Raw genomic sequence first — 15,238 nt, 5'->3', positions numbered from 1 at the left:
GCAAAGATGAGGCCACAGCCGGCCAGTTGAATGCCGGTCATAGACTCGCCAAACCATCCTGCCGCGAACAGAGCAACCCACACCGGCTCAAGTACCAGAATCACCACGCCATGGCTGTTCGCAGACAGGCTCTGGGCGAACGTCTGAAGAAGGAAACGACCGGCCGTGCCAATCACGGCACTGGCCACCACCCACCAGACCAGCATTGGTGAGAGATTATTCAGGGTAGGCCGCCAGGGCTCCATAATCATGGATTCAACCAGGGTGAGCAGGCCGACCGTCAGCAGCGCAATGGCTGTCAGGGGCAGGGCGGGTACCCGATGCTTTTCCACGGTCTTGCCCAGCCGGTTAATCACCGTTCTCTGGTTGGCTGCCCGGGTATTGAGATTGAAATACAGGGCGAAAATCGTCGCTGCCATGACAAAGAAAATCTGGCCCGCTTCGGGGCGAAATCCGTTCTCAAGGGAGAGCAGCGCGAGACCGGCAACGGCAATCGGAATCGCCAGCCATGTGCTCGGCGGTTGGGCTTCCTTGAACACCAGGCGTGCGATAATCGGCACTATTACGACACCCAGGCTGGTCAAAAAGGCGCCCTCACCCAGACTGGTTATATGAACCAGTCCCATTACCCAGCAGGTCATGGCCGTGCCAAACACCAGCCCGACACCCACACTTCGGCGAAGCTGATCGACGCTCAGTTTCATCAGCGAGCGACGGGCGAAAAAGGCGAGCACGGTGCCGGCAATCAAAAACCTGGCCGCCATGAACATCAGGGGCGGCATCAGCAGTACAGCCTCCTTGGAAAACATCCAGCTGATGGCTGCAAACAGGGTGACAACAACCAGTAGAAGATCGGATTTGTGGGTGTCAGACATCGGATATCGCTTGGCGGCAGTGGTTGAATCGAACGGCGAAAGCGGACCAATGTATAGTTTGCGAACTAAAAAGGAAAGATGGGTAGAACTACCGAGGTGAGAAGCGGCTCTTCCCTGAGCCCTTTGCAGTATTTGTCCGTGTACGGTCAGTTATTCAGGGTTGTGTAAACCAGATTCGACATGTCCGTCTGATCTGAGCCGGGCACTTCAATGTACCGGTCACCGGAACCCCACCATTGCCACCAGGCGCGCTTGTTGTAGGTGCGGCTGGCGAAATCCACCTGCAAACCGCCGAGAGTGGTGTTGTTGACCACTGGAACGGAGATGTTGCCCGTCTCGGAGCCGAGCACGCCGCTGTGGGTGACACCCTCGTTCATCAGTACCGGATAGTGGTTGAAGTAAAGAGCGGCCGGGCCATCCTGGCTCGTTACCTTGCCCGCCAGGCTGATGCTGGAAGAGCAGGAATCGATCCCGGCGGCGGAGGTGGCACCACAGGCCGAATGGGTGGGTACCACGCCATCGTCCGTGCCGGCGATGAATGGCTTGGTGATACCGCCATAGGACGACCCACCAGCCACGAAACGCAACCTTGGGATTCCATTCGGGCTCACCGCCAGGTTACGCGCTGCGTTGGTTTGCAGGTCGTTTACCACGCCCAGCTTGCCGGGTTCCGGCTCAATGCCGGTGAAGGCTTCTACTGCTGCCCGGAGGGGCCAATTGTACCAGCTGTCGTTGTAGGCAAGGCTGAGTGCCAGGTTGGCAAGTTCAGTGCCACCGCCCGCGCCGGAGTAATCCAGGGTTGCCAGGATTTTCAACGGCTGAAGGCCCTCGGATTGAAGCCAGCGTGCCTGGTTTTCTAGCAGATACCGGGTAACGAGATCCCCGGTAGAGTGAGAAACAACGATGCAAAAGTCATTGCAAAGACCTTGCTGACTGATCTGACGCATCTGTTCATAGGCTTGCTGGGCAATACCACCTTCAACGCGCCCGTCACTGCCCCAGTCGATACGGGCCTCGGCCCGGGAGAGCCAGAAAGTACGCCAATAGTCCTCGCCGGCGTTCTTCACCTCCTGCAGATTGGCGGGAGGGTTGGCCAGGTCTTGTTGCTGAAATCCGTGAACCAGGATCACGTTGTGCCCGGCCAGTTGGGCCTGGGCGGTGCCGGCAAACAAGCTGCCGGTGATAGTGACCGCCAGGGCGGCCTTACAGGCATTTCCGATCTTTGTTGTTTTCATAGTTGCTCCGTCTTTGCTGCTTTATTGTTGTCACAAGACGTTTATCCGCCACTTGTAGCGGTACAGCCCGGCGTTAGCCGGTGCAGAGCCTGCGCCCTGCCATCAGAACTTGTCGGCAAGCTGCCGCAGCAGAGCCGCGCGCTGTTCTGATTCGGGATTCACCGCCGGTGTATCGGTAAGACTGCCGAGATCCGGCGGTGTGAAAGCGTAGCCCTCGTCGGGGCCGAAAGCGTAATTAGTCCGGTCACCTGGCCGGGCGGGAAGCTGCCGAATCTGCAGGTTTTTCAGCAGTAGCTGGCCGTCCACCGTCTGATTGGCCAATACCGTGCCGTGTGCCTTCAGATTGATCGAGTTTGAGGTGCTGTCCAGCCTTTTCTCCATCTGCAATTGAGCAACCGGGCGTTGGCCAACAAACAGCTGGCCCGAAAGCGCGTAGTAGCCGGAATCTTCCGGCGAGAAATGAACGGGAATTATCAGATTGTTACCCTGGATACGGGCATCGCCAAGCCCCTCGAATTCGCCCAGGTAAGGTTCAATGGCCAGTGTTGAGACATGGCGGACTGGTTTGCCATCAAGCCGGGCCTCGACGATAAGCCGATATTCACCCGGGGATTCATCGGCGGACAGAACGCCCTCGAAGTAACCCGGGGAACCGGCTTCTTCCAATGTGGTACCAGCAATGGCATCCCGGCTTTCCGGCCTCTCCAGCGTTGCAGACAGCGAGCGACCGACCACCTGAGAGCCCCGGATAGCCGCTGCAACAAGAATTTGTTCCCCTGCAGTAAACCGGTATTTCTCCAGCGTTACGGTGAACTGCCCGTCACCTTCGAGGGGCAGACTGACCGGCTCATAGTGATTGCCACGGTAGGCGTTCGCCTGTTCCGGGGAGAGAGGTATGGACCACGGAGGGTATCGGGTAGTTTCAGCGTATTGATCGGCAACACTGGCCAGCATGAACCCGAGGGCATTATCCGAGGGTGGTTCCGGCTCAGCCGAGGGATCGGTAGAAGACTGCCTTGCCAGACCTGCGCTTTGGACAGGCGCCGTCTCGGCCGAGTCGACCACCTTCGAAAACCAGCTGAAATCTGTGTGGTTGTCAGCGGAGAGCAGATACCCCGCACCAACCACGCCAGCAGTTACCAGTGTCAGAAGAAGAGCGACCTTGCCCGGCATGCGGCAGTTCCCTTGATTATTGTTGTAGCTTTAAAGATAACGGGATTTCCGCCGCACCCCAAAAATCCGGACTCTATGTGTAACAGAATGTGTCCGCGTTGTGCGGCGGTTCACATTCCGATCAGCCGGCGATCAGAACATGCCGGATTCCCGAATGGCCTCGAAGCCAAAGTGCAATTTCACTTCATCACCGACCATCGCGCCATCAAGGCCGTATGTCATGCCCCATTCACTGCGTTTCAGGGTGGTGGAAGCGCTGATGCCCAGTGTGTATTCCTCATGACCAAAGGGGTAAACGTCTGCTTTGTTGAGGGTCACATCCAGTACCACGGGCCGTGTCTGGCCGAGTAACTCCAGATCGCCGGTTACTTTGCCCGTGTTTTCGCCAGTCGTTTCGAAGTCGGTAATAGTAAAAGTAATTTCAGGATACTCGTCGGCGTCGAGGAAATCCTCGTTGCGAACGTGTTCGTCACGCTTCTTGTGGTTGGTGTACACACTGTCGCTCTGGAACACCAGCTGACCAGATTCGAGCTCCCTGGCTTCCTCGTCGTAAACGAATTGTCCCTCTACTTCGCGGAACATCCCCATTACCGGGGCGTAGCCGATGTGCATGATTTCGAAGAACATTGAAAAGTGTTCGTCGTCGACAACAAAGTTTCTCGGCTCGGCCATGGCTGCCGGGCTCAGTGCGACAGCAGCAGGCAGGGCAATGGCAGACCGGGTAAGGGTTTTCCGTTTAATGAACATCATGGTGATGTCTCCTCTGATAAAGCCAGTGAATATCCAGGAAAAACGACCACACAAGCAGTGCTAGGGCAGTTGCAAGCGTGATACTGGCGAATAGCGCATTGACCGGCGGCAACACGGCCACCAGCAGGGTAACGATTTGCCAAACGCAAACCGTCTTGCGTCTGAAGCTCTCCGGCAGTGGGGCATTCAGCCAGCCCAGGAAGTGAGTCGCAATAACGAAGGCATAGCGAATAAGGCCCAGGGCCAACACCCAGGGACCAGCCTTGCCCAATGCCAGGACAGCCAAGCTGAGGCCGAGAATAAACAGGGCATCCAGTTCCATGTCGAAGCGGGCGCCAAATTCGCTCTGGGAGTCGGTAGCCCTGGCGACTTTTCCGTCTACGCCATCCAGAACCAGTGCCAGCAATGCCATCCATCCGTAGAGCCAGAGGCTGTCAGTGAGGTGGTCGGCAAAGGGGGCCAGAGCCACCAGGACTATCACCAGACTGCCTCTCAGCAGCGTCGCCCGGTTTGCCCATCCGAAATCCCGGGGTTCGGGCCAGAACGGGATGATCAGGGCACAAACGACCAGGTAAAGCGCCGCTGCCAAGAAGTAGAAAAGGACGGGGGGCTGGGTTAACCAGCCGGTGGCTGCGCAGAACAGGCCGACAAGCCCAAAGCCCCAGGCGAGATCCAGGGCAAGTGGCATCCTTTGCGAAGCTGAATGGCCGTTAGAATCCATCAATGAACTCCAGCGTATAGGATTGCAGGCATCAAAGACCTCGGATGCGCTGTACACTGACTATAGTTGGTATAACTGAACATGCTTACGAGCATAGACCGTGTTCAGACCTGAAGGTTCAGCCCTGACAGGGCGACGACCAGCACGTTTGAAAAACTGCTAAAAAGGAGATCCTTTTGCATCGCGACCCTGATGAGCCGAACACCGAATCGATGGCACGAGCCTGGTGGGTAACCGGCGCCGGCAAGGGCGAGATTCTGGAAACGCCACTGGTTACCTCTGAGGACGAGCAGAAGGACGAATCGGTTACGGTTCAGGCGCTGTATTCGGGTATCAGCCGGGGCACGGAATCACTGGTTTTCCATGGCCGGGTACCAAAGAGCGAATACGCAGCCATGCGGGCGCCGTTTCAGGAGGGAGATTTTCCGTGGCCGGTAAAGTACGGCTACGCCAGCGTCGGCAAAGTAGTGGAAGGGCCTGCAGAGTTAGTGGGCCAAACGGTGTTCTGCCTTTATCCGCATCAGAATTGCTACCGGGTGCCGGCGTCGGCGTTGACGCCTTTGCCCAAAGACCTGCCCGCCGAGCGAGCAATACTTGCCGCCAATATGGAAACCGCTGTAAACGGCCTCTGGGATGGAGCGCCAGCAGTCGGTGACCGCATTGCCGTGGTTGGTCTTGGTGTTGTTGGCCTGCTCGTCGCCTGGCTGGCGAGTCGTATCCCGGGAGCCCGTGTCACCGCGATCGATACGAATCCAGAGAGACAGGCCGTTGCCGAACAGCTCGGTTTGACCTTCAGCAGTGAGTCGGCCCCTGATGATCACGACCTTGTTATCCATGCCAGTGGCCACCCCTCGGGCCTGGAGACCGCTCTTGGGCTGGCAGGGCAGGAGGCGACCATTGTGGAAATGAGCTGGTACGGGGATCAACTGGTATCTGCACCGTTGGGGGCCGCATTCCATCCGCGGCGTCTGACCCTGAAATCCAGCCAGGTGGGCCAGATAGTGCCATCTCGAGTTCCACGGTGGGACTATCGCAAACGCCTGGCGCTCGCATTGGAATTGCTCCAGGACGATGCGCTGGATGTGCTGATTACCGGCGAATGCAAGTTTGATGATCTACCAAAATCCATGGCGCGAATTCTGATTGATGGCCGGGATACTCTGTGCCATCGCGTTGTTTACTGAAAATCCAAAATTGCCTGCTAAGGAGAGACTATGTTCGGTTTGACGGTCCGGGACCACATGATGATTGCCCACAGCTTCAACGGAGAGATCTTTGGTCCTGCGCAGAAGGTTCATGGTGCCACCTATGTGGTCGACGTGACCTTTGAGCGTCACCAACTGGATAAAGACGACCTGGTCGTCGACATCGGCCTGGCTTCCGAACTTCTCAAAAGCATTCTTTCCGAATTCAATATGCAGAACCTGGACGAGTTGCCGGAACTGCGTGGCCGGAATACCACCACCGAATTCATGGCCAAACTGGTTTTCGATCGTATGGCGGCAGCCATTCACGGTGGCCGTCTTGGCGAGACAGGAGAAGGAATTGTCAGCCTGAAAGTCACCCTCTCGGAATCCCACATTGCCTGGGCAAGCTACCATGCCGGAATCTGACAAACCGGGCTTCCTGGAGTTTATTGTTCCGGGTGATCCGGAACAGAACACGGGCGGCTACCGGTATGTCCGCAAGCTCGTGGAAGCCCTTGGCGACGCCGGTTGCAGAGCCCGGGTCACGGGGTTGCCCGGGCAGTTTCCACGCCCGGACAGGGTTGCCCGTAATGGGATGGATAAGAAACTCGCGAGTCTGCCTGATGGCGCCTCTGTGGTACTCGATGGTCTTGCCATGGGGGGGCTGCCGGAGATTGTTGAAAAGCATTCCCCACGCCTCAATCTGATCGCGCTGGTACACCACCCCCTGGCTGATGAAACGGGGATCAGTGAAGCCAATAGACAGTGGTTTTTTGACTCAGAAACGCGGGCGCTTGGATTTGTAAACGGGGTGATCACCACCAGCCAACACACCGCCGCTCGCCTGGCGGATTATGAGGTGCCGGCTGAGAGGATCAGGGTTGCCGAGCCGGGCGTCACCCGAGCCGCGAACCCCAGAGGCTGTGATCAGTCGTCGCAAACTGGTACCCCTCACATTTTGTGCGTTGCTCATCTGTCACCCCGAAAGGCCCAGCATCAATTGGTGGAGGCGCTGGAAAACCTGAAGGGCGTGTCGTGGCAATGCACGTTGGCAGGGTCTGACAGTCGTGATCCGGAATATAGCCAGCAGGTTCGCCGGGCGATTGCAGAAGCGGGCCTTGAAGACAGGATTGCGCTGGCAGGGGAGGTCGAAGAAGCAGGGCTGGCCGAGCTCTACCGCAAGGCGGATCTCTTTGTACTGCCCTCCCTGTACGAGGGCTATGGCATGGTGATTGATGAGGCGCTGGCGGAAGGGCTGCCCGTTATTTCCTCCGATGGCGGCGCCCTTGCCAACACCTCCGCCAAGCCTGGTGTGGTTCAGTATTGTGCGGGCGATGTCAGGGCCCTTGAGGCGCGCCTCAGGAACTGGCTGGAACATCCGGAACAGCTTGAGCACGCCCGTAAACTTGCCGCAAGGGAATCCCGCCGAATCCGCTCATGGGCGGATACCGGCAAAGATGTCCTAGAAGCGCTGCACTACTTCAGTGGCCTTTCCACGCATCTGCACCAGCATTCGGAATTCGAGAGCACATGGCTGGCAGCCCGGGAAGCAGCGGATCACCGGGCTCGCTCACAAGGGCTGACCGATCAGCTCAATCACTGGTTGTTGAATCGTTATGATGGCTTGTCGCCCGAGAGCCACTACCCGATGCAAATTGTCGACATTGGAACCGGTCGTGGCTCAAACGCGATTTTCCTGGTGCCTGCGCTGCAGGTGCCTCAAACCTGGCTGGCACTGGATCAGGATTCTGCGTTATTGCGGGAGGCCGGACAGCGTGTGGACCGCCTGGATGTGCCGTTTGAAACCCGCCCGGTTCAGCTGACGTCGGAAAACATGGAGCAACAACTGCCCCGGGAGGCGGACCTGATAACAGCGTCAGCACTGATTGATCTGGTTTCCGAGCCATGGCTGGATGCGTTAGCCCTCGCAGCCGCAGGAAGGAAGTCCGCGATGCTCATTGTGTTGAGCTATGCCGGTCACTTTGAGCTGTCTCCCGAGCATCCTGATGATGAGCTGGTGAAGACATTGGTAAATCGGCACCAGCACGGCGACAAGGGAATTGGTGCCGCGCTCGGGCCGGAGGCCAGCACTGTGTTGCAAGACCTGCTGGTTGCCGAAGGTTACCGGGTTGAACTGGCGGAATCCCCCTGGATACTGGATGGCGCGGATCACGCCTTGGCCAAAATGCTGATGCAGGGCTGGATCGACGCGGCCATTGAGCAGTCACCTCACTCGGCGGACCGATTGTCACGCTGGCTGAAGACACGCAATCAGCAGTTATCCGAAGGGGATCTGACGATTGTTGTGAGACATCTGGATCTGCTGGCACTGCCACCCGAGGCATTGCCTTGACCGAACTGCGTCAACGGCAGGTGAAGCTGGCGGCCCGTTGGTTATTCACGGTTCTGGTTATCGGATTCGTGATCCGCTCGATTGATTCGGGTGAGCTCTGGCAGGAGCTTGCCGGCTTTTCTCCCTTTGTCCTGGTTCCCGCACTGGCACTTACGGTCTTTCAGGTGGCGTTGTCTGCCTGGCGATGGCGTTACACCGTCGAACGGCTCGGGCTGCCCCTGGCCTATGGAGTAGCGGTGCGGGAGTACTATCTGGCGACGTTTCTGAACCAGGTGTTGCCGGGAGGTGTGCTTGGCGACGTAAACCGGGCCTGGCGACATGGCAGCGGCGCGGGAGAGCGCCTCTCCGCTGTGCACGGGGTGGCCATCGAGCGACTTTCGGGCCAATTGGTTTTGGCGCTCGTGGTCGTCATATCGGGTAGCTGGTTGCTTGGATCCGGACGGGTAGCGGCTGGTCACTTGAACGGCGGCCTCTGGCTGGGCGCCGGCGTTATTGGGGGGTTTCTTGCACTCTGGTTGGCCCTGAAAACCGGGCTGGCGGCTTATCTTCAGCGGCTCAGGCGGGATCTCTATGAGTCTTTGCTAAACCGAACGGTGTTGCCGGTTCAGATTGGCTCATCTTTACTGGTGTTGGCAAGCTATCTTGGGGTTTTTCTCTGCCTGTCCTGGGGCGCAGGTTATATCGAAAGTACAGAGTCGGCGGCCATCATTGTCAGTCTGGGCAGTATCCTGTTGCTGAGCATGGTGGTACCACTGACAGTTGCCGGTTGGGGCATCCGCGAGGGCGCGGCAGCCTTGCTGTGGCCGATGGCGGGATTGCCCGCGGAGCAGGGCGTGGCACTGAGCGTTGGGTACGGAGCGTTGGTTTTGGTGTCCAGTTTGCCAGGGGCTGCTTTTTTTCGACCTACACATCACGGGTAAAATCGAGGTCGAACAGCATATCGCTGCCGAGTTTTATAAGCTGGGCGCGCGGCCGCAAGGCATCATCCAGAAAGTCGATCTCAGGAAGCGAGAAGGCTGGTCTGCCGCTGCCGATGATCATGGGTGCGACCATCACGTGAAGGCGGTCCAGCAATCCAGCGTTCAGGAAGCACGAAACGGTAACACCACCCCCTTCCACAAAGACTTTTTTCAGCCCCAGGTCTGTGAGAACCTCAAGGATCAATCTCGGATCGACGGCATCTTCGGATTCGGCATCCCCGAGACAGGGAATCTCCGTAACCCCGGAACCGATCGATGGATTCTCCGCTTTCTCGTAAGTACCTGCCACCAACCGCAGGGTGGGAGCTTCGCCATCGGTGAACAGGTGATGGCTGTCCGGTACGCGATGGTGACGGTCAATGACCACGCGCACAGGGTTGCGGCCACTGGTGCGGCGAACGGTCAAACGGGGATTGTCTGTAGTGGCGGTTCCGGCTCCGACAACAACCGCATCCGAGACTGCGCGGATCCGGTGCAGATGGGTAATTCCATCGTCGCCGTTGATGAAGCGGGAGCGACCGGTAACCGTGGCAATGCGTCCGTCCAGGCTTTGGCCCAACTGACCAATAACTTTGGGGCTGCCGTTATCTGGCACGGGACGACAAAGGGGTAGGAATACCGAGAGTAGATCCTTCGCCTCACCCGTGGCCGGCTGCATCAGGTGCCAGGCTCCGTGGCCGTTAAGTTTTGCCGCTTCTTTGTCGGTTCCCGGCAATGGCAGTGTCACATTGCTGCGGTTAACTGCGCTAAGCACCAACTCCCATGCCGAGTCGATATCCAGAGTTCTTGCCGCCATAAATAGCCTGTTTGGTTGTTGCCTAGGAGCCTCTGAATGCCTCCGGAGCGCCTCTGCGTGCTCTGAGGACTTCAGATGCAAGGCGCAGTTCGCAGCTAATGGCCGTAGCCCTTAGCAAGAGCTGCAACACAGCATGTGAAGTCCTCAGAGTACGCCCTCCGGGTTCTTCAGAGGTGCTTCGGAGGCATTCAGAGGCTCCTTTAGTATAGGCAGATTGTGTGCAAAGCTATATGTACGTTACATTTCCGGATTGATTCACTTCGCAGGGCATTATCGGGACGAGTATCCCGGCTTGAATGACGAGGTAAGTGGCCATGCAGCATGCGCAACCCATTCAGCACTGGGAGCCAGAAAAGCCTGAGGACCATGGGCAACTTGAGCTGCCCGGTATTGCCCTGGATAAGAGCGACGAACTTCTGGAGTCGCTGGACGAGCTGGAACAAGTCCTCGAGAAGGTCCAGTTGACCACGGAAGAAGCGGAGCTTCTTCGCCGGTTCCGTAGGACAAGTGCGGAAAACCGGCGAATGATTCTGCAAATCCTGGGGAGCTGATCCCGCCCCGGGTTTCTTACTTGCCTTTCTTGTAGATATTCTCGTAAACGTAGTTGGTGGCTTCCACAAAGCCATCAATGCTGCCGCAATCGAACCGGCGCCCTTTGAACTGATAGGCCAGCACGCAACCGTTTTTCGCCTGCTCGAGAAGGGCATCGGTGATCTGGACTTCACCGTTCTTGCCCGCCGGGGTCTTTTCAATAATCTCGAAGATATCCGGCGTGAGAATGTAGCGGCCGATAATGGCGAGGTTGCTGGGCGCATCTTCCGGAGCGGGCTTTTCTACCATGTCTGTGATCCGGTAGAGGCCATCTTTCATGGATTCACCGGCGATCACCCCGTACTTGTGGGTTTCATCAGCCGGCACTTCTTCGATGGCAACAATAGAACAACGGAACTGGTTGTAGAGCTTCACCATCTGCGCCAGCACACCATCTTCACCCTCGGGGCCAATACAGAAGTCATCCGCCAGTACGACCGCAAACGGGTTGTCACCCACCAGGTTTCGACCGGTCAGTATGGCGTGGCCGAGGCCCTTCATCTCATTCTGCCGAGTGAAGGCAAAACTGTTGTGGTCGATCAGCTCGCGGATGGAGGTCAGCAGCTCTTCCTTACCCGAGCCGGCGATCTGTTGTTCGAGCTCGTAGCTGATGTCGAAATGATCTTCGATGGCTCGCTTGCCGCGACCGGTCACGAAGCCGAATTCGTGAATACCTGCTTCGGCGGCTTCCTCAACTCCGTACTGAACCAGGGGTTTGTTTACCACCGGCAGGATTTCCTTGGGCATCGCCTTGGTGGCCGGAAGAAAGCGGGTGCCGTAGCCGGCGACGGGAAACAGGCATTTTTTAATCATATCGTTTGTCCTTTGATGGTCGGTTTCACGCCCTGTGGGCCGCTCAACGCCTCTGCGTAAGCTAATCAACAATTGTTCTATCACAAAGTGTGCCGAGTTTACCCAAGTTGTAACGACAAATGCAGGGCGGTGTTGGAAATTGTACGTTCTAGCAAAGAGCTATGGCCCCTTAGAAGAGGGTTCTTCAGGTTTACCATTACCAAAAATTTCTCTGACCATAGGTCTTTCAGTGCGACCCTCCTTGCCTGCCTGCACTCATTTGGTGCGCTTTCGGCAGCGTGGGTTCCTTAACCGAATAGGCTCTCTACCTTTTATTGTTCGTACATAGTCCACGTGATCTTCTCTATGGCAATCTATAGCCCGGTACAGGAGGGGCGAGAACAATGGACAGACGAACGCTGATCAAGGGGCTGGGCGCACTGGTAAGTGCCGGCGCGTTACCACTGTCGCCCCTTGCGATGGGTACCGGCCTCCAACCAGTATCTGGAAGCAGTCCCCGTACCTTCAGCTACGCCTGGCTCAAAGGTCGGGCCCGGGCATTGGCCGCTGAGGCGTATGTCTCCCATAAAGACGAATTGCCCCAATCCCTGAAAAACCTCTCCTGGGATGATTACCAGGCCATTGCTTTTCGCGAAGACCAGGCGCTTTGGCGAAACGACAATACCGCTTTCCAGGTTCAGCTCTTCCACCTTGGGCTGTATTTCCAGCAACCCGTCAAAATCCACGAAGTCATTGATGACCAGGCCAACGAACTGGCCTATCGACAGGATCTGTTCCGCTACAGCGGAGACCAGCCCCTGGGCGATCTGCCGGAAGACCTTGGCTACGCCGGATTTCGGGTTCACTACCACAACAACTTTGCCCTGGATCTGGCGGCCTTTCTCGGCGCCAGCTATTTCCGGGCGGTGGGCTCGGAGATGCAGTACGGCCTTTCGGCCAGAGGGCTGGCCATTGATACCGGCATGGATCGCAAAGAAGAGTTTCCCCGGTTTTCCGAGTTCTGGCTGGAGAAACCGGCCCCGGGCAGCCAGCAACTCAGGGTATGGGCTCTGTTGGATTCCCCCAGTACCACCGGCGCCTACTCGTTTGTGCTCGACCCGGGGCGCAACATGGTCATGGATGTGGATGCGGCACTCTATCCGAGAACAGAAATTACCCGGGCGGGCATTGCACCGCTGACCAGCATGTACCAGGTGGGCGAAAATGATGATCGCATGGGCTACGACTGGCGTCCGGAAATACACGATTCTGACGGCCTCGCAATTCGCAACGGCAACGGCGAGTGGTTGTGGCGGCCACTGGTGAATCCCGTCAATCTCAGGTTCAACACTTTTCAGGATAACAATCCCGTTGGCTTTGGCCTGCTGCAGCGGGACAGGGATTTCGACCACTACCAAGATGATGGCGTGTTTTACGATCGCCGGCCCAGCCTCTGGGTGGAGCCCCGGGGAGACTGGGGGCGGGGCAGTGTTGATTTGGTGGAAATCCCTACCGTGGATGAAACCTTCGACAACATTGTCGCCTTCTGGCATCCGCAGGAACCTCTGTTGCCAGGCCGGGAATACCTCTACAGCTACCGTCTGCACTGGGGTGAGCAAGCGCCGTTACGGCCCTATGAGTTAGCCACTGTGCAGGCAACCAGGACCGGGCTGGGCGGCGTCGTGGGCCAGAAGCGGACCTATTTTTCACGGCGCTTTGCCGTTGATTTCGCCGGCGGCGCGCTGGCGATGCTGGGCAAGGATGCGGATGTGGAGCCGGTTATCAGTGTGAGCAGGGGAGAGGTTGAAATCACGTCCGCCCGACCATTGTCTGCAATCAATGGCTATCGTGCCATGTTTGACCTGGTGCCGGACGACTCCGTTGAACCCATCAATATTCGCCTGTACCTCAGGCTACGCGGCGAGGCGCTCACGGAAACCTGGCTTTACCAGTACACCCCGCCAGCGGTCGTTGAGAGACAGCTCTATTGATTGACTGCAGCTATTGTAAACAATCTAAGGGTCAAATTAGCCAATATTGTTGACAATATGACCGCCCAGGCGTAGCTTTGCTCAAAAGAACCTGGTTTTTGTTGACAAACTATGTCTGAGTTACTGTCTCCTACCTACACCCGCGCCGATGAGGCCTTCGATTGTCTGCAAACGGCAATCGTCAAAGGGGAACTGGCGCCCGGCGAGAAGATCGGCGAACTGGAGCTTTGTTCCCGTTTTAACCTCACGCGTGGCCCGCTCCGCGAAGCGCTGGGCCGTCTTGAATCCCGCGGCCTTCTGGTGCGCCGTCCCCATGCCGGCGTCAAGGTGGTTTCAGTCAGCGCGTCCGAGTTAATGGAGCTCTACCGCATACGCGAAGTCATGGAGGGGCTGGCCGCTCGACAGGCCGCCGAGCGCATGACCGACCAGGAAATCGCCGATCTTCAGGCTACCCTCGACACCCACGAACGCATGATCGATGAAGCCCAGGGCCAGGCCTATTACCAGGCCGAAGGGGATTACGACTTCCACCACAGAATCGCCACCGGTAGCCGCAATACCAAACTTGCCCAGATGCTGCTTGGTGATCTTTATTACATGGTACGGATGTACCGTTACCGTCTCAGCACCTCCACCGGTCGCCCCCAGCGGGCTCTCGGTGAACACCGTCGTATCGTCGAAGCCATCGCCCAGCGCGACGGCGAACTCGCCGAATTTCTGATGAAACGCCATATCAACGCAGCAAGACAGAACATCGAGAAAAAGATCCAGGAAGGCGACATCTCCATTTAACGAAAGAGGCCAACACCATGTCCAACAAACTCAGCCCCGGCGCCCGTTTCCGCAAGGCGCTCAAAGAAAACCAGCCCCTGCAGATTGTCGGCACCATCAACGCCTATGCCGCTATGATGGCCGATAAAGTCGGCCACCAGGCCATCTACCTGTCCGGTGGCGGCGTCGCCAACGCCTCCTACGGCCTGCCGGATCTGGGCATGACCACCATGAACGACGTGGTCGAGGACGTTCGCCGTATTACCGCAGCTACCGACGTACCGCTGCTGGTCGACATTGACACCGGCTGGGGTGGTGCCTTCAACATCGCCCGCACCATCCGCGAGATGGAACGTGCCGGTGCTGCAGCTGTCCACATTGAGGACCAGGTTGCCCAGAAGCGCTGTGGTCATCGCCCGAACAAGGAAATCGTGTCCCAGGAGGAGATGGTCGACCGCATCAAGGCCGCCGTCGATGCCCGCGAAGACGAAGACTTCTTCATCATGGCCCGCACCGACGCCTTCCAGAAAGAAGGTCTCGAAGCCGCCATCGAGCGCGCCAAGGCCTGCATCGAAGCCGGCGCAGACGGCATCTTCGCTGAAGCGGTCACGGAGCTTGAGCACTACAAGGCCTTCTCGGAAGCCCTGGACGTGCCCATCCTGGCCAACATCACCGAGTTTGGTGCCACACCCTTGTACAACCGCAAGGAACTGGCCGAAGCCGGCGCCGACATGGTTCTGTACCCACTCAGCGCCTTCCGCGCCATGAACAAGGCCGCCCTGACTGTTTACCAGAACATTCTGGAGAAGGGCGACCAGAAAGACGTGGTTGATATGATGCAGACCCGTATGGAGCTGTACGATTTCCTGAACTACCACGATTTCGAGCAGAAGCTGGACCAGCTGTTCCAGCAGAGCAAAGGCTGACAGCATTTATCCCCTCTCCCCTAGCGGGAGAGGGCCAGGGAGAGGGGGTAGAGAAGCACTCCGCAGAATCGGAAGCTTCCCCTCTCCCCCGGCCCCT

15 protein-coding genes are annotated in these 15,238 nt (G+C 57.7%); 8 read left to right on the top strand and 7 right to left on the bottom strand.

The genetic code is table 11. The annotated features are described in order from the left end of the window. From B2W52_RS15960 to B2W52_RS15940, 5 genes are all read right to left on the bottom strand, one after another. On the bottom strand, positions 1-875 hold an 875-nt coding region (locus tag B2W52_RS15960), incomplete at its 3' end, for a DMT family transporter (RefSeq protein WP_286803720.1). 146 nt (positions 876-1,021) lie between these two features. After that, positions 1,022-2,110, bottom strand: a complete 1,089-nt coding sequence (locus B2W52_RS15955) for a hypothetical protein (RefSeq protein ID WP_062782650.1) — start codon at positions 2,108-2,110, stop codon at positions 1,022-1,024. 102 nt (positions 2,111-2,212) lie between these two features. After that, positions 2,213-3,283, bottom strand: a complete 1,071-nt coding sequence (locus B2W52_RS15950) for a hypothetical protein (protein WP_286803719.1) — start codon at positions 3,281-3,283, stop codon at positions 2,213-2,215. A gap of 132 nt (positions 3,284-3,415) precedes the next feature. Further along, positions 3,416-4,033 carry a YceI family protein gene (locus B2W52_RS15945; RefSeq protein ID WP_286803718.1) on the bottom strand — a complete coding sequence of 206 codons (618 nt, stop codon included), beginning with the start codon at positions 4,031-4,033 and terminating at the stop codon, positions 3,416-3,418. Beyond that, positions 4,020-4,754: a CDP-alcohol phosphatidyltransferase family protein gene (locus B2W52_RS15940; protein ID WP_286803717.1), complete on the bottom strand. Its 735-nt coding sequence runs from the start codon at positions 4,752-4,754 to the stop codon at positions 4,020-4,022. The genes B2W52_RS15945 and B2W52_RS15940 overlap by 14 nt, the downstream gene beginning before the upstream one ends. Before the next feature lie 176 nt (positions 4,755-4,930). Between B2W52_RS15940 and B2W52_RS15935 the strand changes: the two genes are divergently transcribed. The 4 genes from B2W52_RS15935 to B2W52_RS15920 are packed head-to-tail and all read left to right on the top strand — an operon-like array spanning position 4,931 to position 9,214. After that, positions 4,931-5,938 (top strand): zinc-dependent alcohol dehydrogenase, encoded by a 1,008-nt coding sequence (locus B2W52_RS15935; RefSeq protein WP_286803716.1) that lies wholly within the window; start codon positions 4,931-4,933, stop codon positions 5,936-5,938. Between the two features lie 30 nt (positions 5,939-5,968). After that, positions 5,969-6,367, top strand: coding sequence for a 6-pyruvoyl trahydropterin synthase family protein (locus B2W52_RS15930; RefSeq protein ID WP_008171956.1), 399 nt, complete (start codon positions 5,969-5,971; stop codon positions 6,365-6,367). Beyond that, positions 6,354-8,294, top strand: coding sequence for a glycosyltransferase family 4 protein (locus tag B2W52_RS15925; RefSeq protein ID WP_286803715.1), 1,941 nt, complete (start codon positions 6,354-6,356; stop codon positions 8,292-8,294). Before B2W52_RS15930 ends, B2W52_RS15925 begins: the two co-directional genes overlap by 14 nt. Beyond that, positions 8,291-9,214, top strand: a complete 924-nt coding sequence (locus B2W52_RS15920) for a lysylphosphatidylglycerol synthase transmembrane domain-containing protein (protein WP_286803714.1) — start codon at positions 8,291-8,293, stop codon at positions 9,212-9,214. Before B2W52_RS15925 ends, B2W52_RS15920 begins: the two co-directional genes overlap by 4 nt. Here B2W52_RS15920 and B2W52_RS15915 read toward each other — a convergent pair. Next, the gene (locus B2W52_RS15915) at positions 9,198-10,070 is read right to left on the bottom strand and encodes a RibD family protein (RefSeq protein WP_286803713.1); all 873 of its coding nucleotides are present in this window, start codon (positions 10,068-10,070) and stop codon (positions 9,198-9,200) included. The two genes, B2W52_RS15920 and B2W52_RS15915, sit on opposite strands and share 17 nt — an antisense overlap. 314 nt (positions 10,071-10,384) lie before the next feature. Here B2W52_RS15915 and B2W52_RS15910 point away from each other — a divergent pair, with 314 nt between their 5' ends. Beyond that, positions 10,385-10,621 (top strand): hypothetical protein, encoded by a 237-nt coding sequence (locus tag B2W52_RS15910; protein WP_273017968.1) that lies wholly within the window; start codon positions 10,385-10,387, stop codon positions 10,619-10,621. A gap of 16 nt (positions 10,622-10,637) precedes the next feature. Here B2W52_RS15910 and galU read toward each other — a convergent pair whose 3' ends face one another. Beyond that, positions 10,638-11,474, bottom strand: a complete 837-nt coding sequence (galU, locus tag B2W52_RS15905) for a UTP--glucose-1-phosphate uridylyltransferase GalU (protein WP_273017969.1) — start codon at positions 11,472-11,474, stop codon at positions 10,638-10,640. Between the two features lie 383 nt (positions 11,475-11,857). Here galU and B2W52_RS15900 point away from each other — a divergent pair, with 383 nt between their 5' ends. The 3 genes from B2W52_RS15900 (at position 11,858) to prpB (ending at position 15,141) form a co-directional block, all read left to right on the top strand. Beyond that, positions 11,858-13,444 (top strand): OpgD/OpgG family glucan biosynthesis protein, encoded by a 1,587-nt coding sequence (locus B2W52_RS15900; RefSeq protein ID WP_273017970.1) that lies wholly within the window; start codon positions 11,858-11,860, stop codon positions 13,442-13,444. A gap of 111 nt (positions 13,445-13,555) precedes the next feature. Beyond that, positions 13,556-14,236, top strand: a complete 681-nt coding sequence (locus B2W52_RS15895; protein ID WP_273017971.1) for a GntR family transcriptional regulator — start codon at positions 13,556-13,558, stop codon at positions 14,234-14,236. A 17-nt stretch (positions 14,237-14,253) separates the two neighbouring features. Then, on the top strand, positions 14,254-15,141 hold the full coding sequence (gene prpB, locus B2W52_RS15890) for a methylisocitrate lyase (RefSeq protein ID WP_273017972.1): 888 nt from the start codon (positions 14,254-14,256) through the stop codon (positions 15,139-15,141). Positions 15,142-15,238 lie beyond the last annotated feature (97 nt).

The sequence above is a fragment of the Marinobacter sp. UBA2498 genome, assembly GCF_002341575.1.
GTDB lineage: Bacteria > Pseudomonadota > Gammaproteobacteria > Pseudomonadales > Oleiphilaceae > Marinobacter > Marinobacter manganoxydans.
The sequence above is the reverse complement of the archived record's forward strand: the minus strand, read 5'-3'. Positions and strand labels throughout refer to the sequence as shown.